21 protein-coding genes and 1 other RNA gene are annotated in these 20,503 nt (G+C 49.6%); 14 read left to right on the forward strand and 8 right to left on the reverse strand.

The annotated features are described in order from the left end of the window. Positions 1–5: 5 nt before the first annotated feature. From tdcC to tdcA, 3 genes are all read right to left on the reverse strand, one after another. On the reverse strand, positions 6–1,337 hold the full coding sequence (gene tdcC / locus A7Z29_RS07810) for a threonine/serine transporter TdcC (RefSeq protein ID WP_000107715.1): 1,332 nt from the start codon (positions 1,335–1,337) through the stop codon (positions 6–8). A 21-nt stretch (positions 1,338–1,358) separates the two neighbouring features. After that, entirely contained in the window at positions 1,359–2,348 is a 990-nt protein-coding gene (gene tdcB / locus A7Z29_RS07815; protein ID WP_000548353.1) for a bifunctional threonine ammonia-lyase/L-serine ammonia-lyase TdcB, read from the reverse strand. Between the two features lie 98 nt (positions 2,349–2,446). Next, positions 2,447–3,385 carry a transcriptional regulator TdcA gene (gene tdcA, locus A7Z29_RS07820; RefSeq protein ID WP_000104199.1) on the reverse strand — a complete coding sequence of 313 codons (939 nt, stop codon included), beginning with the start codon at positions 3,383–3,385 and terminating at the stop codon, positions 2,447–2,449. A gap of 313 nt (positions 3,386–3,698) precedes the next feature. Here tdcA and tdcR point away from each other — a divergent pair, with 313 nt between their 5' ends. Then, on the forward strand, positions 3,699–3,917 hold the full coding sequence (gene tdcR, locus A7Z29_RS07825; protein WP_038808901.1) for a transcriptional activator TdcR: 219 nt from the start codon (positions 3,699–3,701) through the stop codon (positions 3,915–3,917). A 343-nt stretch (positions 3,918–4,260) separates the two neighbouring features. Here the strand turns inward: tdcR and rnpB are convergent. The 4 genes from rnpB to garL form a co-directional block, all read right to left on the reverse strand. Further along, an RNA gene (gene rnpB, locus A7Z29_RS07830) (RNase P RNA component class A) lies at positions 4,261–4,637 on the reverse strand. A 32-nt stretch (positions 4,638–4,669) separates the two neighbouring features. After that, positions 4,670–5,815 carry a glycerate 2-kinase gene (gene garK / locus A7Z29_RS07835; RefSeq protein WP_105290066.1) on the reverse strand — a complete coding sequence of 382 codons (1,146 nt, stop codon included), beginning with the start codon at positions 5,813–5,815 and terminating at the stop codon, positions 4,670–4,672. Positions 5,816–5,911: 96 nt separating this feature from the next. Next, positions 5,912–6,802 (reverse strand): 2-hydroxy-3-oxopropionate reductase, encoded by an 891-nt coding sequence (gene garR / locus A7Z29_RS07840; protein ID WP_024165151.1) that lies wholly within the window; start codon positions 6,800–6,802, stop codon positions 5,912–5,914. A 29-nt stretch (positions 6,803–6,831) separates the two neighbouring features. Beyond that, positions 6,832–7,602: a 2-dehydro-3-deoxyglucarate aldolase gene (garL, locus tag A7Z29_RS07845; RefSeq protein WP_032226361.1), complete on the reverse strand. Its 771-nt coding sequence runs from the start codon at positions 7,600–7,602 to the stop codon at positions 6,832–6,834. 544 nt (positions 7,603–8,146) lie between these two features. On the opposite strand from garL, the gene garD reads away from it, so the two are divergent. The 3 genes from garD to yhaV all read left to right on the forward strand — a co-directional run bounded on the left by garD (position 8,147) and on the right by yhaV (position 10,666). Next, complete coding sequence (garD, locus tag A7Z29_RS07850) at positions 8,147–9,718, forward strand: galactarate dehydratase (protein WP_105290067.1); 1,572 nt, start codon at positions 8,147–8,149, stop codon at positions 9,716–9,718. Positions 9,719–9,866: 148 nt separating this feature from the next. Next, on the forward strand, positions 9,867–10,202 hold the full coding sequence (gene prlF / locus A7Z29_RS07855; protein ID WP_016159726.1) for a type II toxin-antitoxin system antitoxin PrlF: 336 nt from the start codon (positions 9,867–9,869) through the stop codon (positions 10,200–10,202). Beyond that, a complete protein-coding gene (yhaV, locus tag A7Z29_RS07860; protein ID WP_032221941.1) occupies positions 10,202–10,666 on the forward strand; it encodes a type II toxin-antitoxin system ribonuclease toxin YhaV in 465 nt (154 codons plus the stop codon). The genes prlF and yhaV overlap by 1 nt, the downstream gene beginning before the upstream one ends. Before the next feature lie 54 nt (positions 10,667–10,720). Here the strand turns inward: yhaV and agaR are convergent, their stop codons facing one another. Continuing rightward, entirely contained in the window at positions 10,721–11,530 is an 810-nt protein-coding gene (gene agaR, locus A7Z29_RS07865) for an aga operon transcriptional regulator AgaR (protein WP_000072177.1), read from the reverse strand. A gap of 249 nt (positions 11,531–11,779) precedes the next feature. Between agaR and kbaZ the strand changes: the two genes are divergently transcribed. From kbaZ to agaD, 10 genes are all read left to right on the forward strand, one after another. After that, positions 11,780–13,060, forward strand: a complete 1,281-nt coding sequence (gene kbaZ, locus A7Z29_RS07875; protein ID WP_105290068.1) for a tagatose-bisphosphate aldolase subunit KbaZ — start codon at positions 11,780–11,782, stop codon at positions 13,058–13,060. A 21-nt stretch (positions 13,061–13,081) separates the two neighbouring features. After that, the gene (gene agaV / locus A7Z29_RS07880) at positions 13,082–13,555 is read left to right on the forward strand and encodes a PTS N-acetylgalactosamine transporter subunit IIB (protein ID WP_032226366.1); all 474 of its coding nucleotides are present in this window, start codon (positions 13,082–13,084) and stop codon (positions 13,553–13,555) included. 10 nt (positions 13,556–13,565) lie between these two features. Then, positions 13,566–14,345 carry a PTS N-acetylgalactosamine transporter subunit IIC gene (gene agaW, locus A7Z29_RS07885; RefSeq protein WP_000406229.1) on the forward strand — a complete coding sequence of 260 codons (780 nt, stop codon included), beginning with the start codon at positions 13,566–13,568 and terminating at the stop codon, positions 14,343–14,345. Then, positions 14,335–15,213, forward strand: coding sequence for a PTS N-acetylgalactosamine transporter subunit IID (gene agaE, locus A7Z29_RS07890; protein ID WP_024212648.1), 879 nt, complete (start codon positions 14,335–14,337; stop codon positions 15,211–15,213). The genes agaW and agaE overlap by 11 nt, the downstream gene beginning before the upstream one ends. 17 nt (positions 15,214–15,230) lie before the next feature. Beyond that, the gene (agaF, locus tag A7Z29_RS07895) at positions 15,231–15,665 is read left to right on the forward strand and encodes a PTS galactosamine/N-acetylgalactosamine transporter subunit IIA (protein ID WP_000948824.1); all 435 of its coding nucleotides are present in this window, start codon (positions 15,231–15,233) and stop codon (positions 15,663–15,665) included. A gap of 423 nt (positions 15,666–16,088) precedes the next feature. Continuing rightward, a complete protein-coding gene (locus A7Z29_RS07900) occupies positions 16,089–17,237 on the forward strand; it encodes an AgaS family sugar isomerase (protein ID WP_001114846.1) in 1,149 nt (382 codons plus the stop codon). A 12-nt stretch (positions 17,238–17,249) separates the two neighbouring features. Continuing rightward, on the forward strand, positions 17,250–18,110 hold the full coding sequence (gene kbaY / locus A7Z29_RS07905) for a tagatose-bisphosphate aldolase subunit KbaY (RefSeq protein WP_105290069.1): 861 nt from the start codon (positions 17,250–17,252) through the stop codon (positions 18,108–18,110). A gap of 166 nt (positions 18,111–18,276) precedes the next feature. Further along, the gene (gene agaB / locus A7Z29_RS07910; protein ID WP_105290070.1) at positions 18,277–18,753 is read left to right on the forward strand and encodes a PTS galactosamine transporter subunit IIB; all 477 of its coding nucleotides are present in this window, start codon (positions 18,277–18,279) and stop codon (positions 18,751–18,753) included. A 38-nt stretch (positions 18,754–18,791) separates the two neighbouring features. Next, positions 18,792–19,595 carry a PTS galactosamine transporter subunit IIC gene (agaC, locus tag A7Z29_RS07915; protein WP_032226370.1) on the forward strand — a complete coding sequence of 268 codons (804 nt, stop codon included), beginning with the start codon at positions 18,792–18,794 and terminating at the stop codon, positions 19,593–19,595. Continuing rightward, positions 19,585–20,376, forward strand: coding sequence for a PTS galactosamine transporter subunit IID (gene agaD, locus A7Z29_RS07920; protein WP_000534348.1), 792 nt, complete (start codon positions 19,585–19,587; stop codon positions 20,374–20,376). Before agaC ends, agaD begins: the two co-directional genes overlap by 11 nt. The last annotated feature ends 127 nt before the right edge of the window (positions 20,377–20,503 follow it).

Genomic DNA, 20,503 nt, shown 5'->3' on the forward strand with positions numbered 1-20,503 from the left:
ATGGATTAAAACAGTTTGTATACGATGTTCAGGATGGTCAGCAGACCAATCACAGTAACAAACACGTTATCCAGACGACCACGGTATTTCGCCAGAGACGGCGCCTTACGGATGGCGTACATCGGCAACAGGCACAGCAGGGATGCGATAATCGGTGCGCCCATGGCTTCAATCAGATCCAGGATGTTCGGGTTGGCGTAGGCAACAACCCAGGTTGAACCCATGATGAAGATCATGCTGAGAGTATTCAGTTTACCCAGCGACACTTTGGTTTTGTCGCCTTTATAACCGAACTTCAGAATCAGACCGTTCAGACCTTCCAGCGTCCCCAGATAGTGACCGAAGAAAGATTTGAAGATAGCAACCAGCGCGATGATGGACGCCGCATATTCCAGAATAATAGCGAACGTCGTTTTGGTGCCGGTCATGGATGCAAAGTGGTTAGCCAGGTAAGAAAGCACCGGAATATTCTGCGCTTTTGCTTCCGCCATGTTCGCCGGAGACAGCGTAAACAGGCAGCTGAAGGCAAAGAACATGACCACTGCAACCATCAGCATACTGGCGCGAGAGATGATTTGTGAACATTTCTGCTCAGTGAAGTCGCGACCAAAGTCTTTCTCATACTCTTCACGCTTAGAAACGACGAAAGAAGAGACGATTGGTGAGAAGTTAAAGGAGAAAACCATGATGGAAATCCCCAGCCAGACGGTGATCAGGATACCGTCATGACCTGTTAACGACAGCGCACCAAGGTCAACTTGATCGATAACCGCAGAGTTCCAGTAAGGGATCAGCGACAGAGAAATCAGCACCAGGCTGGCGATAAAAGGCCATACCAGGTAGCTCATCACTTTAACCATCAGATCTTTACCAAACCAAATGACGAACGCCATCAGCAGCAGCAGGAACAGCGCCACGAAGCCACGGTTCAGCGGCGCAAAACCGAGCTGGTTTTCCCAGAAGGTCATAAAGGTGTTGGTAATGGTAACGCCATAAATCCACAACAGTGGGCAAATCGCGAAGAAATACAGGAACGTGATGACCACACCGCCGGTTTTACCAAAATGCTCTTCTACCGTTTCCGTAATGTTGCCGGAAGGGTTAGAGCCAGAGAGACACAGACGCGCCAGCGCCCGGTGGCAATAAAACGCAATCGGGTATGCCAATACCAACATCAGAAGAATCGGGATCAGTCCGCCAAAACCTGCGCGGATAGGGAAGAACAGCACCCCGGCGCCGATTGCCGTACCAAACAAGCCTAACGTCCATGTGGTATCTGATTTACGCCAGGATGATTGTTTTGTCTGGCTGGATACAATGCTATCTGAAGTACTCATATCCTATCCTCAACGAATTAATTAAGCGTCAACGAAACCGGTGATTTGAGAGACGCGAGAAAGATCGATATTACCGCCAGAAATAATACTGACGGTTTTTCTGTTTTGAATATATTGGTCTAATTTACCGCTTAATAATGCAGCACATGCCAAAGCGCCTGCACCTTCGGTAACGACTTTATTACGCTGAATTAAGGCAATCATACTGTTTCTGATTTCGTCTTCACTAACCAGCACGATGTCATCGACTAATTCACGAACGATTTCGTAAGTTAAATTACCCGGGCGGGCGACATCACAACCATCCGCCAGGGTGCCGGTAGTTCGGTGCGTGGTTATTTCTCCGGAGTGGAAAGAAGCCGCCATGCCGTGAACGTTTTCTGACTGCACACCAATAACACGAATGGTCGGGTTAATAGATTTAATTGCCACCGCAATACCGGCAATTAAACCGCCACCGCCAATTGGCACAATGACGTTATCGACATCATAAAGATCTTCCATAATTTCCAGCCCAATGGTTCCCTGACCGGCAATCACTTTCGGATCATCATAAGGTGGAATAAAGATGCGACCTTCCGTTTCGACAATTTCGCTCACTTTGGCGATGGTGTCGTTGAAGTTGTCGCCGTGCAGTACCACTTCAGCAGAGTAGTCACACGTTGCCGCAACTTTGGATTTTGGCGCGCCTTTCGGCATTACAACTTTACCATCAATCCCCAACATCGCACAGGAGAGCGAAACCCCTTGCGCGTGGTTCCCTGCTGAACAGGCCACTACACCTTTACGTTTCTCAGCATCAGTTAAGGAGCTTAATTTATTAAATGCGCCACGAATTTTAAATGACCCGGTACGCTGCATGTTTTCAAACTTAAGGAATATTTCACCTTTGCAACGTTCGCTAAAATAGTTAGATCGAGGCATGCCTGTTTTATAAATTCGCCCAGCCAGACGTTGTTTTGCTTCAATAATGTCATCAATAGCAACCGGCAGATCGTATGTAATATGCATTATAAAACCTCTTAGCCTGAATTAAATATGTAGGTAACCGTAACCAGCACCTGCAAAAAGGCAGGTGGATTATTTATGTTTAAATAAAAAACAAATAACTAACAAGATTCTATTAATTGCTTTCGTCTACACCCATTATAAGATGAATATTCTTTGGCTAATTCCACCAAAACCGATGCTGCTTTTTTAATACGATAATTTTTCGACCATACTGCGGCATATTGCGCTACCGGTAATGTTTCCTCAACCGGAATGGTAATAAATTGATTAGAACCAAAAGGTGAAGTCATATCGCAGGGAATCACGGTTAAGAAATCAGCATTGAGAACAAGATTATAAATTGTCACGACTGAGTCGGTTTTAACAATGTTTTCAATACTGATGCCATTTCTTTGTAACGTGGTGAGTAGTTCGCTGTAGTATCCCATATTCGTTTGCGGCAACACCCACTGTTCGTTTTTCAAAGACTCCAGCGTGGTGGTGCCGGTGGATGTTCGGGACTTACTGGCAACCAGTACGAACTCTGACTCGAACAGCGGCTCGACATGCAAATCCTGAAGCTTCATTTCTGCACTTAACGTACCTATCGCAAAATCCAGACGCCCGTCGCGGATAGCCGGTAAGAACGAGGACAATTGCGCTTCATACATTGAGACCTGCGCTTTCGGGAACACCTCTTTGAATTTGTTGATCATCCCGGACATAAAGGTAAAGCCGATCAGCGATGGAAAACCAAATGAGACCTCCACGACTGCATCAGAGGACATACCGCTAATCTCATTAACCATATTTTTCATTTCGCGGGTAATGGATTCGGAGCGTGAGAGCAACAATTGACCCGCTGGCGTCAGCGTTACACCGGTATTTTTCCGCACCACTAATTCCACGCCAAAATAATCTTCGATATCGTTAATGATTTTACTGACCGCTGGTTGAGTTAACCCTAATTCTTTTGCAGCCGAGCCAATAGAGCCACTTCTGATGACTTCCTGAAAGACTACCAGGTGTTGCGTTTTAGGAAGAAGAATAGTGCTCATAACAACCCGCGTTAATTACCTCATTGACGGTATGAAGTGTATCAAAATGCAATGAATAGGATATGTGCGACCACTCACAAATTAACTTTCATTAGTTTTCCAGGCATATCCTTAAAGACATATAATCATTTAATATCAATGGGTTATATAAATAAAATCAACACAAAGGCTGACTTTTATCAAAAAAACAAGGGGGGATAACCATATTTTATGGCGATAACGACACACTTAATTTTTGTTATTAAAAAATGCTCTTAGACGATATTTCAAGCAATTATCGTGTATTTCGCAGACGACTTTTAAGTTAAATTTAATGAGCAAGTTATCAAATTTTATTATAAATAAATCATTTCCACAGATAAATAATGCGGTACATCACATTTTTTTGCGCTATTTGTTGGAGATAGAACATTTATTTTATCAATATTTTAAAATCTCGAATACAGATATTGATCATCTCGAACAATTGATTAACGTCATTCATTGTCTCTTTTGCAGAACGTCATTTTGTGAATGCAATCGTTTTCCATGATTTATTCTCGCATTCCGGTTGCAGAACAGTATTTTGTGTTGAGGATCACAAAACTAATAATTGCCATTCGAAGTAAGTTATCAGAAGAGAGCACGGGGTGACTAAAAAGAGTGTTTATATTGGGCTTCCTTTTGGGTATAGCGTCGTGGACAGTCATTCATCTTACCGCTCGCTCCAAAAGCAAAAAACCGCCAGTTTGCTCTGCCGGGTTTTCGTTAAAACAGGTGAAACTGACCGATAAGCCGCTTTCTTTTGGGTATAGCGTCGTGGACAGTCATTCATCTTACTGCCTGCTTCAAAAGCAAAAACCCGCCAGTTTTGCACTGGCGGGTTTCTGTTGAAGAGGTGAAACTGACCGATAAGCCGGGTTCTGTCGTGGACAGTCATTCATCTAGGCCAGCAATCGCTCACTGGCTCAAGCAGCCTACCCGGGTTCAGTACGGGCCGTACCTTATGAACCCCTATTTGGCCTTGCTCCGGGTGGAGTTTACCGTGCCACGGACTGTTACCAGCCGCGCGGTGCGCTCTTACCGCACCCTTTCACCCTTACCTGATCCCACTTGCGTGAGCCATCGGCGGTTTGCTCTCTGTTGCACTGGTCGTGGGTTTCCCCCCCAGGCGTTACCTGGCACCCTGCCCTATGGAGCCCGGACTTTCCTCCCCTCCGCCCGTCTCCCCCGAAGAGGACGACGACGAAGCGGCGACTGTCTGGTCAGCTTCGGCGCGAAGTATAGAGGGTTTGCGCGCCCTTGTCACCCCGCGTTACGCATTCCAATCGCCAGCGTCGCGGCGATATTGCGTGAAGCACGGTAAATATTGTCATAAGCCCCACTGAAAGCTTCATTCAGCGTAACAATACTGTTCAACACGCTGAATACAGCATCGATGCCATGCTGATGCACAACGCCGACATCCTTCGTCAGACTACCCGCAATACCAATTACCGGTTTATTGTATTTCTTCGCGACGTTCGCTACGCCAATCGGCACTTTACCGTGAATGCTCTGGCTATCAATGCGGCCTTCTCCGGTGATCACCAACGAGCAATCATGAATATGTTCTTCCAGATTGAGCGCCGTCGTCACAATCTCAATGCCGCTCTTTAGCTCTGCGCCAAGAAACGCCATTATCGCCGCCCCCATGCCGCCTGCCGCCCCTGCACCAGGAACGTTTTTCACATCAACATGCAGCAATTTTTTGATGACATCAGCATAGTGAGAGAGATTCTTGTCCAGCTCGATAATCGTGGCTTCATTAGCCCCTTTTTGCGGGCCAAAAATACGCGAAGCACCGTTATCGCCCACCAGTGGATTAGTGACATCGCAGGCGACGCGAATAGCGCAATCTTTTAAACGCGGATCGAGGCCGGAGATATCAATATCATTCAGGGTATTAAGACTGCCGCCGCCAAAACCGATTTCATTACCGTTGACATCGCTTAACTTCGCCCCCAGCGCCTGCATCATCCCCGCACCGCCGTCGTTGGTGGCACTGCCGCCGATGCCAATAATAATACTGGTCGCGCCACTCTCCAGCGCCTGCAAAATTAACTCTCCCGTGCCGCGAGAAGTCGTCACCAACGGATCACGCTTTTCCGACGGTACTAACGCCAGCCCACTGGCCGCCGCCATTTCAATAAACGCGGTTTTACCATCGCCAGAGATCCCCCAACTGGCATTCACCTTCTCGCCCAGTGGCCCTGTAACCCAGGCGTGACGTTCGGAACCCTGGGTAGCTGCAATCATCGCTTCCACCGTTCCTTCGCCGCCATCAGCAACCGGAACAGAAACGTACTGTGCATCAGGAAAAATTTCCCGAAATCCTTTTTCTATCGCCTGCGCAACCTCGCTGGCAGATAAACTTTCTTTATAAGAGTCTGGGGCGATTACGATTTTCATACCTGTGCCTGTTACCACATGACGCCGGAGGGCGTTTCTCTTATTCGGCCTGGATTCCAGGCCCGGATTGCAATACGCCATCCGGGCGCGACGTCATTAACGAGTAACTTCGACTTTCGCCAGTTTTTCGTAGTAGCACGCCAGGGCGCTATGATCCGCCGTTCCCAAACCATCGGCACGTAGTGCCTGCATCATCTCCATAACCGCAGCAGTTAGCGGCAATTGCGCACCAACGCCGTGGGAGGTATCCAGCGCATTTGCCAGATCCTTAATATGCAGATCAATACGGAAGCCTGGCTTGAAGTTTCTGTCCATGACCATAGGCGCTTTGGCGTCAAGAACGGTACTGCCCGCCAGTCCACCGCGAATTGCCTGATAAACCAGATCCGGGTTAACGCCCGCCTTGGTTGCCAGCGTTAACGCTTCTGACATCGCGGCAATATTCAGCGCCACAATGACCTGGTTTGCCAGTTTGGTGACGTTACCTGCACCGATTTCCCCGGTATGCACCACGGAACCCGCCATCGCTTTCATCAAATCATAGTATTTGTCGAAAATAGCCTTGTCGCCGCCCACCATCACTGACAGCGTACCGTCGATGGCTTTCGGTTCACCGCCGCTCACCGGGGCGTCCAGCATATCAATACCTTTCGCTTTCAGTGCTTCGCTGATTTCACGGCTTGCCAGCGGAGCGATTGAACTCATATCGATCAATACCGTACCTGGCTTCGCGCCTTCAATGATGCCATTTTCACCCAGCGCCACCTCTTTCACATGAGGGGAGTTTGGCAGCATGGTTATGATGACGTCGCACTGTTCAGCGATAGTTTTAGCCGTAGACGCTGTTTCTGCGCCTGCGGCAATCACTTCAGCAATGGCTTCAGGGTTACGGTCAGCAACCACCAGCGAGTAACCTGCTTTCAGGAGGTTTTTACTCATTGGTTTACCCATAATACCCAGGCCAATAAAACCAACTTTCATAGTCATATCAATCATCTCTCTTGTTGCGGTGGTGGTTATTTTTTAAAGGTATCTGCCAGTTTCTGCGTGGCGGAACGGAATACGCCGAGATCGCTGCCAACGGCCACAAACGTAGCGCCCCATTCCAGATAACGACGCGCATCGGCTTCGACAGGGGCGAGGATGCCGCAGGGTTTGCCGTTGGCTCTGGCGCGATTAAAAATATGTTGAATCGCTTTTTGCACATCCGGATGCGACGCATTGCCGAGATGACCTAATGCCGCTGCCAGATCGCTGGGGCCAACGAAGATACCGTCCACGCCTTCGGTTGCGGCGATAGCATCAACGTTATCAACGCCTTGCTGGCTTTCAATTTGCACCAGAATGGTGATGTTCTTATTCGACTGAGCGAAGTAATCCGCCACGGTGCCAAACATATTGGCGCGGTGAGAAACGGAGACGCCGCGAATACCTTCTGGTGGATAACGGGTAGATGCCACCGCCTGCACCGCTTCTTCTTTCGTTTCCACAAAGGGGATCAGGAAGTTATAAAAACCGATATCCAGCAGACGCTTGATGATCACCGGTTCGTTGGTCGGTACACGCACCACTGGCGCGCTGACGCTCCCCTTCAGAGCCATCAACTGAGGAATGAACGTGGAGATATCGTTTGGCGCATGTTCGCCATCCAGCACCAGCCAGTCAAAGCCAGCTAAACCAAGAACTTCTGTGCTAATTGGGTTAGAAAGTGCTGACCAGCAGCCAATCTGTACCTGTTTCGCTGCCAACGCGGCTTTGAACTTATTTGGGAAAATATCGTTATTCATCGCTTATACCTTTGCTTATTTCTGCAATTCCATACGTTTAATGTCGCCAATCAGGCTTCCTGGTGCAGTATTGAAAGAGGGCAATCTCTTCGATGACAATAAAAATAGGCAGTAAGATTAAAAAGGCACATGCGTTCCTTATTCATCAATCCCACTAATCATGTTTATATTCAGTCGATAGCAAAAAGGTCAGTGCTATTTATTAAATATTCTATTAACGAATATTGGCCACTGCACAATAATAAATCCGTTTTCGACAATGAGTATAATCAGCACAGAAACAATAGGCATTGTGCAAATGCTCATTATGTTTGTCTGATATAAATATTATTTTGAGCATATGCCTATCACGCTGCGTGCCAATGCACATATTTACGCTTTGCCTGCCCCGGTTACCCTGCTATCACGATAATTAGTGATGTTGATCACATACTGACTTTTCATCTCCTGACACTCTTATTCCATCTCGCAGATAAAATTATTTCTGTCATCAGAATCAATCAACATAAATTTATTATTACCAGCGACCGGAGAAAACGGGATAATGGCCAACATCGAAATCAGACAAGAAACGCCGACTGCGTTTTATATAAAAGTTCACAACACAGATAATGTGGCAATTATTGTTAATGATAATGGCCTGAAAGCAGGAACGCGTTTTCCGGATGGGCTGGAATTAATTGAACATATTCCCCAGGGGCATAAAGTCGCATTGCTGGACATTCCGGCTAATGGTGAAATTATTCGTTATGGCGAAGTGATTGGTTACGCCGTGCGCGCGATCCCACGCGGAAGTTGGATCGACGAATCAATGGTAGTACTGCCGGAAGCGCCGCCATTACACACGCTGCCACTAGCAACTAAAGTGCCGGAACCCTTACCGGCGCTTGAAGGTTATACCTTTGAAGGCTATCACAATGCCGATGGCAGCGTGGGAACCAAAAACCTGCTCGGCATCACCACCAGCGTCCACTGTGTGGCGGGCGTGGTGGATTACGTGGTGAAAATCATTGAGCGTGACCTGCTGCCGAAATACCCGAACGTCGATGGCGTGGTGGGGCTGAATCATCTGTACGGTTGTGGCGTGGCGATTAACGCTCCGGCGGCGGTGGTGCCTATTCGTACTATTCACAACATTTCGCTTAACCCAAACTTTGGCGGTGAGGTGATGGTGATTGGTCTGGGTTGCGAGAAATTGCAACCTGAGCGCCTGCTGATCGGCACGGATGATGTACCGGCTATTCCAGTGGAAAGTGCCAGTATTGTCAGCTTGCAGGATGAAAAACATGTCGGTTTTCAGTCAATGGTCGAGGATATTTTGCAAGTTGCCGAGCGCCATCTGCAAAAATTAAATCAACGGCAGCGAGAAACCTGTCCAGCTTCAGAACTGGTTGTCGGTATGCAGTGCGGCGGCAGCGATGCGTTTTCTGGTGTAACGGCAAACCCGGCAGTGGGTTATGCATCTGATTTACTGGTGCGCTGCGGCGCAACGGTGATGTTCTCAGAAGTCACGGAAGTGCGTGACGCCATTCATCTGCTGACGCCGCGCGCTGTTAACGAAGAGGTTGGCAAGCGCCTGCTGGAAGAGATGGAGTGGTACGACAACTATCTCAATATGGGGAAAACCGACCGCAGCGCCAACCCTTCGCCGGGTAACAAAAAAGGCGGTCTGGCAAACGTGGTGGAAAAGGCACTCGGCTCCATTGCTAAATCAGGTAAAAGTGCGATTGTAGAAGTGCTGTCACCCGGTCAGCGTCCGACCAAACGCGGATTAATTTACGCCGCGACGCCAGCCAGCGATTTCGTCTGTGGCACCCAACAGGTGGCTTCAGGGATTACCGTGCAAGTATTTACGACCGGTCGCGGCACACCGTACGGTCTGATGGCGGTGCCGGTCATTAAAATGGCGACCCGCACCGAACTGGCGAACCGCTGGTTTGATTTGATGGATATTAATGCGGGCACTATCGCCACCGGCGAAGAGACCATTGAAGAGGTGGGCTGGAAGCTGTTCCACTTTATTCTCGATGTCGCCAGCGGGAAGAAGAAAACCTTCTCGGATCAATGGAGACTGCATAACCAACTGGCGGTGTTTAACCCGGCGCCGGTGACCTGATTTCTTTTGGAACGCGCCTCGCAAAACATGGCCTTAGTGCCATGTTTTTATTGTTTCAAGTCCCGTCATCCATTAATAATGCATTTGCATTACCTTAGTTGAAGATTATAATTTGAGCAGAAAAAAGGCTGTAAAAGGACAGTGAACAATGCCCGCTAATGCTCGCTCTAACGCTGTACTGACCACTGAATCAAAGGTCACGATACGCGGACAAACAACTATCCCCGCGCCAGTGCGTGAGGCCTTAAAACTGAAGCCAGGCCTGGACAGCATTCATTACGAAATCCTGCCTGGTGGGCAAGTATTTATGTGCCGTGTGGGAGATGAACAGGAGGATCATACTATGAATGCATTTTTGCGTTTTCTGGATGCAGATATCCAGAACAACCCGCAAAAAACTCGTCCATTCGAAATTCAACAAGGAAAGAGACTTGTCGCTGGCATGGACGTCAACATTGATGATGAGATTGGCGACGACGAATAATGGATTTTCCACAAAGGGTTAATGGTTGGGCGCTATATGCTCATCCCTGCTTTCAGGAAACCTACGACGCTTTAGTTGCCGAAGTTGAGACATTAAAGGGGAAAGATCCTGAAAATTATCAGAAAAAAGCCGCCACAAAGTTATTGGCAGTAGTACATAAAGTTATTGAGGAGCATATCACGGTCAATCCATCATCACCGGCATTCCGTCATGGCAAGTCGTTAGGCTCAGGGAAAAATAAAGACTGGTCACGGGTAAAATTTGGCGCTGGTCGTTATCGTCTCTTCTTTCGTTACAGCGAAAAAGAGAAAGTCATCATTCTGGGATGGATGAACGATGAAAACACGCTGCGCACCTACGGTAAAAAAACAGATGCCTATACCGTATTCAGCAAAATGTTAAAAAGAGGACATCCTCCTGCCGACTGGGAAACCCTCACCAGAGAGACTGAAGAAACCCATTGATGGTGTTCACAATGCCCGCCGAACGCATCCGTTTTGACCAGCGGGCACCATTTCTCACTCCCCGACCAGAATCACCTCAACCCCAGCCTTTCGCAGTCCTTCCAGACTATCCGCAGGAATGCCTTCATCGACAATGATCATATCGATCCGCTGAGTATCGATGATCTTATGTAAACTGGAGCGGTTGAACTTACTGGAATCGGTGACCACGATGATCCGTTCCGCAACTTCGCACATCCGGCGGTTTAAACGAGCTTCATCTTCATTGTGCGTGCTGACGCCGCGCTCCAGATCGATAGCGTCTACGCCGAGAAACAGCATATCGAAGTGGTAATTTTGCAGCGATTGTTCAGCCTGATCGCCGTAAAAAGATTGCGACTGGCGGCGCAGATGCCCTCCGGTCATCAGCAGTTCCACCCCTTCAGCTTCCAGCAAAGCATTGGCCACGTTCATACCGTTGGTCATCGCAATTACGTCGGTGTGCTTGCGCATCAGACGGGCAATCTCAAAGGTGGTGGTCCCGGAGTCGAGGATCACCCGATGACCTGGCTTAATTAACTCAACGGCAGCTTTCGCAACGCTGCGTTTCATCGCCGTGTTCAGCGCGCTTTTATCTTCTACCGAAGGCTCGACTGACAGCGTTGTGCCATCGCAGATCAACGCGCCACCATACGCACGCACGGCGATCCCCTGTTTTTCCAGAAAAGCCAGATCATTGCGGATCGTCACGGTAGAAACGCCAAATAATGCTGACAGATCGTTAACCTGCACACTCCCTTGCTGACGCAGGCGCTGAATGATCTGCTCTCGTCGTTCGCTGGTGCCAGTCACTCGTTTCTCACCTGATGCGTCGGTATTACTCATAGAAAATCCTTTCGTAAAGCTTTCGTTTCATTTCGTTTTTATTATTAATACCGTTCTATTAAGCAAATGCAAGCCCACCTTGCCCGTTGACGCAAGCGACTCCTGTTTCAGAAGCTTTCATTATGTTTCTTTTGTGAATCAGATCAGAAAACAATTACCTTTCGTTTTATTTTTACCTCACCATGACGCAGTATCAACTGAAACAAAACGAAAGATCAGCAATGGCAGTTATCTGGCCTGGAGAGGAAAGTGAAATATCTGATAGAAATGGTGAGACAGCACAAAGAGGGCAAAACAAATGGGATTTATGCCGTTTGCTCCGCGCATCCGCTGGTACTGGAAGCCGCCATCCACTACGCCTTCGCAAACCAAACGCCGTTACTGATTGAAGCAACCTCCAATCAGGTGGATCAGTTCGGCGGATATACCGGAATGACGCCCGCCGATTTTCGCGGCTTTGTTTGCCAGCTTGCCGACTCGCTGAATTTCCCGCAAGACGCGTTGATTCTCGGCGGTGACCATCTGGGGCCAAACCGCTGGCAGAATCTGCCTGCCGCTCAGGCGATGGACAATGCCGATGATTTGATTAAAAGCTACGTCGCGGCGGGGTTCAAAAAAATCCATCTTGATTGCAGTATGTCCTGTCAGGGCGATCCGGTTCCCTTAACCGATGATATCGTGGCTGAACGCGCTGCCCGTCTGGCGAAAGTGGCGGAAGAAACCTGCCGCGAACACTTTGGCGAAGCCGATCTGGTGTATGTCATTGGTACTGAAGTGCCGGTGCCTGGCGGCGCTCATGAAACCTTAAGCGAACTGGCGGTCACCACGCCGGATGCCGCCCGCGCCACGCTGGAAGCTCATCGTCACGCTTTTGAAAAGCAGGGTCTGAATGCCATCTGGCCACGCATCATTGCCCTGGTAGTACAACCCGGCGTCGAATTCGATCACACCAACGTTATTGATTATCAGCCAGCCAAAGCGACCGCCTTAAGCCAGATGGTTGAACACTATGAAACGCTGATTTTCGAAGCTCACTCTACCGATTATCAAACGCCGCAATCGCTGCGCCAGTTGGTAATCGACCACTTTGCCATTCTGAAAGTTGGCCCGGCGCTGACCTTCGCCCTGCGTGAAGCCCTGTTTTCTCTGGCGGCGATTGAAGAAGAGCTGGTGCCAGCGAAAGCCTGTTCCGGTCTGCGTCAGATACTGGAAAACGTGATGCTCGATCGCCCGGAATACTGGCAAAGCCACTACCACGGTGACGGCAACGCACGTCGTCTGGCACGCGGTTACAGCTACTCAGATCGCGTGCGCTACTACTGGCCGGACAGCCAGATTGATAACGCTTTCGCCCATCTGATTCGTAACCTGGCGGATGCCCCAATTCCGCTGCCGCTCATCAGCCAGTATCTGCCGCTGCAATACGTCAAAGTTCGCTCCGGCGAGCTACAACCAACGCCGAGGGCGCTCATTATCAACCATATTCAGGACATCCTGGCGCAGTACCACACAGCCTGTGGAGGCCAATAACCAAAACAAGAGGAACACGCTATGCCAAATATTGTTTTAAGCCGGATTGATGAACGCTTGATTCACGGTCAGGTCGGCGTTCAGTGGGTCGGATTTGCGGGGGCAAATCTGGTTCTGGTCGCCAACGACGAGGTAGCCGAAGATCCGGTACAACAAAACCTGATGGAAATGGTACTGGCAGAAGGGATCGCCGTGCGTTTCTGGTCATTGCAAAAAGTGATCGACAACATCCATCGCGCCGCTGACCGGCAGAAAATCCTGCTGGTTTGCAAAACACCAGCCGATTTCCTGACGCTGGTAAAAGGTGGTGTCCCGGTGAGTCGCATTAACGTTGGCAATATGCATTACACCAATGGCAAGCAGCAAATCGCCAAAACGGTTTCTGTAGATGCGGGTGATATCGCGGCGTTTAACGATCTGAAAACCGCCAGAGTGGAATGCTTCGTTCAGGGCGTCCCGACAGAACCTGCTGTGGAGCTCTTTAAATTACTTTGAGGGATTCATTATGGAAATCAGTCTGTTGCAGGCATTCGTGTTGGGCATTCTCGCCTTTATCGCTGGCCTGGATATGTTTAACGGCTTAACCCATATACATCGCCCGGTGGTTCTTGGACCGTTGGTTGGGCTGGTACTTGGCGATCTACATACCGGTATTTTAACCGGCGGTACGCTGGAACTGGTATGGATGGGGCTGGCTCCGCTGGCGGGCGCACAGCCGCCTAACGTAATTATCGGTACTATAGTCGGTACGGCATTTGCTATTACCACCGGTGTGAAACCCGATGTCGCGGTCGGTATCGCCGTACCTTTCGCCGTCGCGGTACAGATGGGGATTACCTTCCTGTTCTCGGTGATGTCTGGCGTGATGTCCCGCTGCGACAGGATGGCGGAAAATGCCGATACACGCGGCATTGAGCGCGTGAACTATCTGGCGCTGCTGGCGCTCGGCATCTTCTATTTTCTCTGCGCTTTCCTGCCGATTTACTTCGGTGCGGAACATGCCAAAACCATCATTGATGTCCTGCCGCAACGCTTAATCGACGGCCTCGGCGTCGCAGGCGGCATCATGCCAGCAATCGGTTTTGCCGTACTGCTGAAAATCATGATGAAAAACGTCTACATCCCCTACTTCATCCTGGGCTTTGTTGCCGCCGCCTGGCTCAAGTTACCGGTGCTGGCTATTGCTGCTGCCGCGCTGGCGATGGCGCTGATCGACCTGCTGCGTAAATCTCCTGAACCGATTCAACCTGCGGCACAGAAAGAGGAATTTGAAGATGGCATCTAATCAAACGACCCTGCCGAACGTCAGTGAAAACGAAGAAGCACTGCTGACTGGCGTCAATGAAAACGTATATGAAGATCAAAGCATTGGCGCGGAGTTAACGAAAAAAGATATCAATCGCGTCGCATGGCGTTCCATGCTGTTACAGGCTTCTTTCAACTACGAACGTATGCAGGCTTCCGGCTGGTTGTACGGTCTGCTGCCTGCACTGAAAAAGATCCATACCAATAAACGCGACCTGGCGCGCGCCATGAAAGGCCATATGGGCTTTTTCAATACTCACCCGTTTCTGGTGACGTTTGTGATCGGCATTATCCTTGCGATGGAGCGTTCTAAGCAGGACGTTAACAGTATTCAGAGCACCAAAATTGCTGTCGGTGCGCCGCTCGGCGGGATTGGCGATGCGATGTTCTGGCTGACGTTGCTGCCAATTTGCGGCGGGATTGGTGCCAGTCTGGCGTTGCAAGGCTCTATTCTCGGCGCCGTGGTATTTATCGTGTTATTCAACGTGGTGCATCTCGGTCTGCGTTTTGGTCTTGCGCATTACGCTTATCGAATGGGCGTGGCGGCGATCCCGCTAATTAAAGCGAATACCAAAAAAGTCGGTCATGCGGCGTCTATCGTCGGGATGACGGTGATCGGCGCGCTGGTAGCAACCTATGTCCGTTTAAGCACCACACTGGAAATCACGGCAGGCGACGCAGTGGTTAAGCTACAGACTGACGTTATCGACAAACTGATGCCTGCCTTCTTACCGCTGGTCTATACCCTGACCATGTTCTGGCTGGTACGTCGCGGCTGGAGTCCGCTGCGCCTGATTGCAATCACTGTGGTTCTCGGCATCGTCGGTAAATTCTGTCATTTCCTTTAAATACAATGAGGTATTAGATGTTAAGTATTATTTTGACAGGGCATGGTGGATTTGCCAGCGGCATGGAAAAAGCAATGAAGCAAATCCTCGGTGAGCAATCACAGTTTATCGCCATTGATTTTCCGGAAACCTCAAGCACCGCGCTGCTTACATCGCAGCTTGAAGAAGCCATCGCCCAACTGGATTGTGAAGACGGCATTGTTTTTCTGACGGATTTGCTGGGCGGCACACCGTTTCGCGTAGCTTCAACGCTGGCGATGCAAAAACCGGGCTGTGAAGTGATCACCGGCACCAATTTGCAACTATTACTGGAAATGGTGCTGGAGCGCGAAGGGTTAAGCGGAGAAGAATTCCGTGTGCAGGCGCTGGAGTGCGGACACCGTGGGCTGACCAGTCTGGTGGACGAGTTAGGCCGCTGCCATGAAGAATGTCCGGTCGAGGAAGGAATATGAGGTAAGCGCCCCGCCGCTATTGGTAAAAGACTGTGAGTGGCGTTTTACACTTTCGTTTCTTTATCTGGCTTTCACTTCCCTCACAAGGCCTTTTTTCTTTTGTTTTGACTTTTGCACCGGTGTCGGATGCGACGCTGACGCGTCTTATCCGACCTGCGGTTGGTGACAGCCAGGCTGGATAAAGCGTTTACGCCGCATCCGGTAATCGGTGCAAATATCCCCCCATCAAACAATCCCTTTATCTTCCCTTGTCTTTTCTTTCAACGATCACAAATTTCGTTTTATTTCCTTTCTCTTCATTGAACTTTCAGTTTCTTTTCTATAAATTTTAATCAACGAAAGATATCACCAAGTGAAATGAAACGAAAGGTAAGCGAAAGCTATAACGCCCGACGTCAAGTTCATCAAACTAAGGATTGAGTTATGCCAGAAAATTACCCCCCTGCCACCACCGGTACATGGACTGAAGAAGAGATCCGCCATCAGCCTCGCGCGTGGCTTCGTTCGCTCGCCAACATTGACGCGCTACGTTCCGCGCTCAATAACTTTCTTGAACCGTTACTGCGCAAAGAGAACCTGCGGGTAATCCTGACCGGTGCCGGAACCTCGGCATTTATCGGTGACATCATCGCGCCGTGGCTCGCCAGCCATACCGGCAAAAACTTCAGCGCCGTACCGACCACCGATCTGGTTACCAATCCGATGGACTACCTGAATCCAGCCCACCCGCTGCTGTTAATCTCCTTCGGTCGATCCGGCAACAGCCCGGAAAGCGTCGCCGCCGTGGAACTGGCGAATCAGTTTGTACCAGAGTGCTATCACCTGCCGATCACCTGCAATGAAGCGGGCGATCTCTATCAAAACGCGCTCAACAGCGATAACGCGTTTGCCCTGCTGATGCCCGCAGAAACGCACGATCGCGGCTTTGCGATGACCAGCAGTATTACCACCATGATGGCCAGCTGCCTCGCGGTTTTCGCGCCTGAGACAATCAACAGCCAGACCTTCCGCGACGTGGCGGATCGTTGCCAGGCGATCCTGACCTCGCTCGGCGATTTCAGCGAAGGCGTGTTTGGTTACGCGCCGTGGAAACGGATCGTTTATCTCGGCAGCGGTGGCTTACAGGGCGCGGCACGTGAGTCGGCGCTGAAAGTGCTGGAACTGACGGCGGGTAAACTGGCGGCCTTTTATGATTCCCCGACCGGATTCCGTCATGGCCCGAAATCACTGGTCGATGATGAAACGCTGGTCGTGGTGTTTGTCTCCAGCCATCCTTACACCCGTCAGTATGATCTTGATCTGCTGGCAGAACTCCGCCGCGATAACCAGGCAATGCGCGTGATCGCCATCGCCGCTGAAAGCAACGACATTGTTGCCGCCGGCCCGCATATCATCCTGCCGCCATCCCGTCACTTTATCGACGTTGAGCAGGCATTTTGCTTCCTGATGTACGCCCAGACCTTTGCACTGATGCAGTCGCTGCATATGGGCAATACGCCGGATTCCCCATCAGCCAGTGGCACCGTAAACCGCGTGGTGCAAGGCGTAATTATTCATCCGTGGCAGGAATAAGAGGATCGCATTATGAGCATTATCTCCACCAAATATCTGTTACAAGACGCCCAGGCCAATGGCTACGCGGTGCCTGCGTTTAACATCCATAACGCCGAGACGATCCAGGCGATCCTCGAAGTGTGCAGTGAAATGCGATCGCCGGTGATCCTCGCCGGGACGCCAGGGACTTTTAAACATATCGCGCTGGAAGAGATCTACGCCCTGTGTAGCGCCTATTCCACAACCTACAACATGCCGCTTGTGCTGCATCTCGACCACCACGAATCGCTCGATGATATTCGCCGTAAAGTCCACGCTGGCGTGCGCAGCGCGATGATCGATGGCAGTCACTTCCCGTTTGCTGAAAACGTAAAACTGGTGAAATCGGTCGTCGACTTCTGCCACTCGCAGGATTGCAGCGTGGAAGCGGAACTGGGCCGTTTGGGAGGCGTGGAAGATGATATAAGTGTTGACGCCGAAAGCGCGTTCCTCACCGACCCACAAGAAGCCAGACGCTTTGTCGAACTGACTGGCGTCGACAGCCTGGCGGTGGCGATTGGTACGGCGCATGGCCTGTACAGGAAAATACCGAAAATTGATTTTCAGCGGCTGGCGGAAATTCGTGAAATGGTAGACATCCCTCTGGTACTGCATGGCGCCAGCAATGTCCCGGATGAATTTGTTCGCTGGACTATTAAACTGGGTGTGACGAAAGTTAATGTCGCCACGGAATTGAAAATTGCCTTCGCCGGCGCGGTTAAAGCCTGGTTTGCGGAAAACCCGCAGGGTAATGATCCTCGCTATTATATGCGCGTCGGCATGGATGCAATGAAAGACGTTGTCAGGAATAAAATTAATGTCTGTGGTTCGGCGAATCGAATTTCAGCATAACCATTAAATTTATACGATTTATTAATAAGTACTGCTCGACTAATATCGGGTAGTGCCTTAATGGCAAAGGAAATGAGTAAACCTTAATAAATACATCAGTACAATATCGCAACAATAATATATTTAAAAAGATTATATTATTCAAATTTATGGTGAGGATTATACAATGAGCAGTCCAAATATTCTCTTAACCCGTATCGATAACCGTCTGGTTCATGGCCAGGTTGGCGTGACCTGGACATCCACCATCGGTGCGAATCTGCTGGTGGTCGTGGATGATGTTGTCGCTAACGATGATATCCAACAGAAACTGATGGGTATTACTGCGGAAACCTACGGCTTTGGTATCCGTTTCTTTACTGTCGAAAAAACCATTAATGTCATCGGCAAAGCTGCACCACATCAGAAGATTTTTCTGATTTGCCGTACGCCGAAAACGGTACGTAAATTAGTAGAAGGTGGCATTGAGCTGAAAGATGTCAACGTCGGCAATATGCATTTCTCGGAAGGGAAAAAGCAAATAAGTAGTAAAGTTTATGTCGATGATCAGGATCTCACGGACTTACTCTTTATTAAACAACGCGGCGTGAATGTTTTTATTCAGGACGTCCCGGGCGATCAAAAAGAACAAATCCCTGACTAAATCTAACATCGCCTTAATACTGGTTTGAGGTAATAAAAATGCATGAAATAACCCTACTTCAGGGATTATCCCTGGCGGCATTAGTTTTCGTTCTGGGGATTGATTTTTGGCTGGAAGCCTTATTTTTATTCCGCCCGATAATCGTTTGTACCCTTACAGGTGCTATTCTCGGTGATATTCAGACTGGCTTAATTACCGGTGGCTTGACAGAGCTGGCTTTCGCCGGATTAACCCCTGCCGGGGGTGTTCAGCCGCCCAACCCAATTATGGCGGGTCTGATGACCACCGTCATTGCGTGGTCTACGGGCGTCGATGCCAAAACGGCAATTGGTCTTGGCCTGCCGTTTAGTTTGTTAATGCAATACGTCATTCTGTTCTTCTATTCCGCTTTCTCATTATTTATGACCAAAGCCGATAAATGCGCACAAGAGGCGGATACAGCAGCGTTTTCCCGACTTAACTGGACAACGATGCTGATTGTTGCCTTTTCGTATGCGGTGATTGCTTTCCTCTGTACTTACCTGGCGCAGGGTGCGATGCAGGCGCTGGTAAAAGCAATGCCCGCCTGGTTGACCCACGGCTTTGAAGTGGCTGGCGGCATTCTGCCTGCCGTTGGTTTTGGCCTGCTGCTGCGCGTGATGTTCAAAGCGCAATATATTCCTTACCTGATCGCCGGTTTCCTGTTTGTTTGCTACATCCAGGTCAGCAACCTGTTGCCGGTTGCCGTACTGGGCGCAGGCTTTGCGGTGTATGAGTTTTTCAATGCGAAATCCCGGCAGCAAGCGCAACCGCAGCCCGTTGCCAGTAAAAATGAAGAAGAGGACTACAGCAATGGGATCTGAAATCAGTAAAAAAGATATCACCCGCCTGGGCTTTCGTTCGTCGCTGCTGCAAGCGAGCTTTAACTACGAAAGGATGCAGGCAGGCGGTTTTACCTGGGCAATGTTGCCGATCCTGAAAAAGATTTATAAGGACGACAAACCGGGCTTAAGCGCGGCAATGAAAGATAACCTCGAATTTATTAATACCCACCCGAATCTGGTCGGATTCCTGATGGGGTTATTAATTTCGATGGAAGAGAAAGGGGAAAACCGCGACACCATTAAAGGTCTGAAAGTGGCGCTGTTTGGCCCAATCGCCGGAATTGGCGATGCGATTTTCTGGTTTACCTTGTTGCCAATTATGGCGGGGATTTGCTCATCATTCGCCAGCCAGGGAAACCTGCTGGGGCCGATTCTGTTTTTCGCCGTTTACCTGCTTATCTTTTTCCTGCGCGTCGGTTGGACCCACGTCGGTTATTCGGTCGGCGTGAAGGCGATCGATAAAGTACGAGAGAACTCGCAAATGATCGCCCGTTCGGCAACCATCCTCGGAATCACGGTAATCGGCGGGCTGATTGCCTCGTATGTGCATATTAACGTGGTGACGTCGTTTGCTATCGACAGTAGCCACAGCGTCGCACTGCAACAGGATTTCTTCGATAAAGTCTTCCCGAATATTTTACCGATGGCCTATACCCTGCTGATGTATTACTTCCTGCGGGTGAAAAAAGCGCATCCGGTGCTGTTAATCGGCGTGACGTTTGTGCTCTCTATTGTTTGTTCCGCATTCGGCATTTTGTAAATGGAACGAGGCACTGCATCTGACGCAGCCTCAGATTGTTGACAAAGTACGCTTTGTCCATGCCGGATGCGGCGTGAACGCCTTATCCGGCCTACAAAATCATGCAAATTCAATATATTGCAGAAAC

Origin of the sequence: Escherichia sp. MOD1-EC6842 (genome assembly GCF_002965705.1) — a bacterium.
GTDB lineage: Bacteria > Pseudomonadota > Gammaproteobacteria > Enterobacterales > Enterobacteriaceae > Escherichia > Escherichia ruysiae.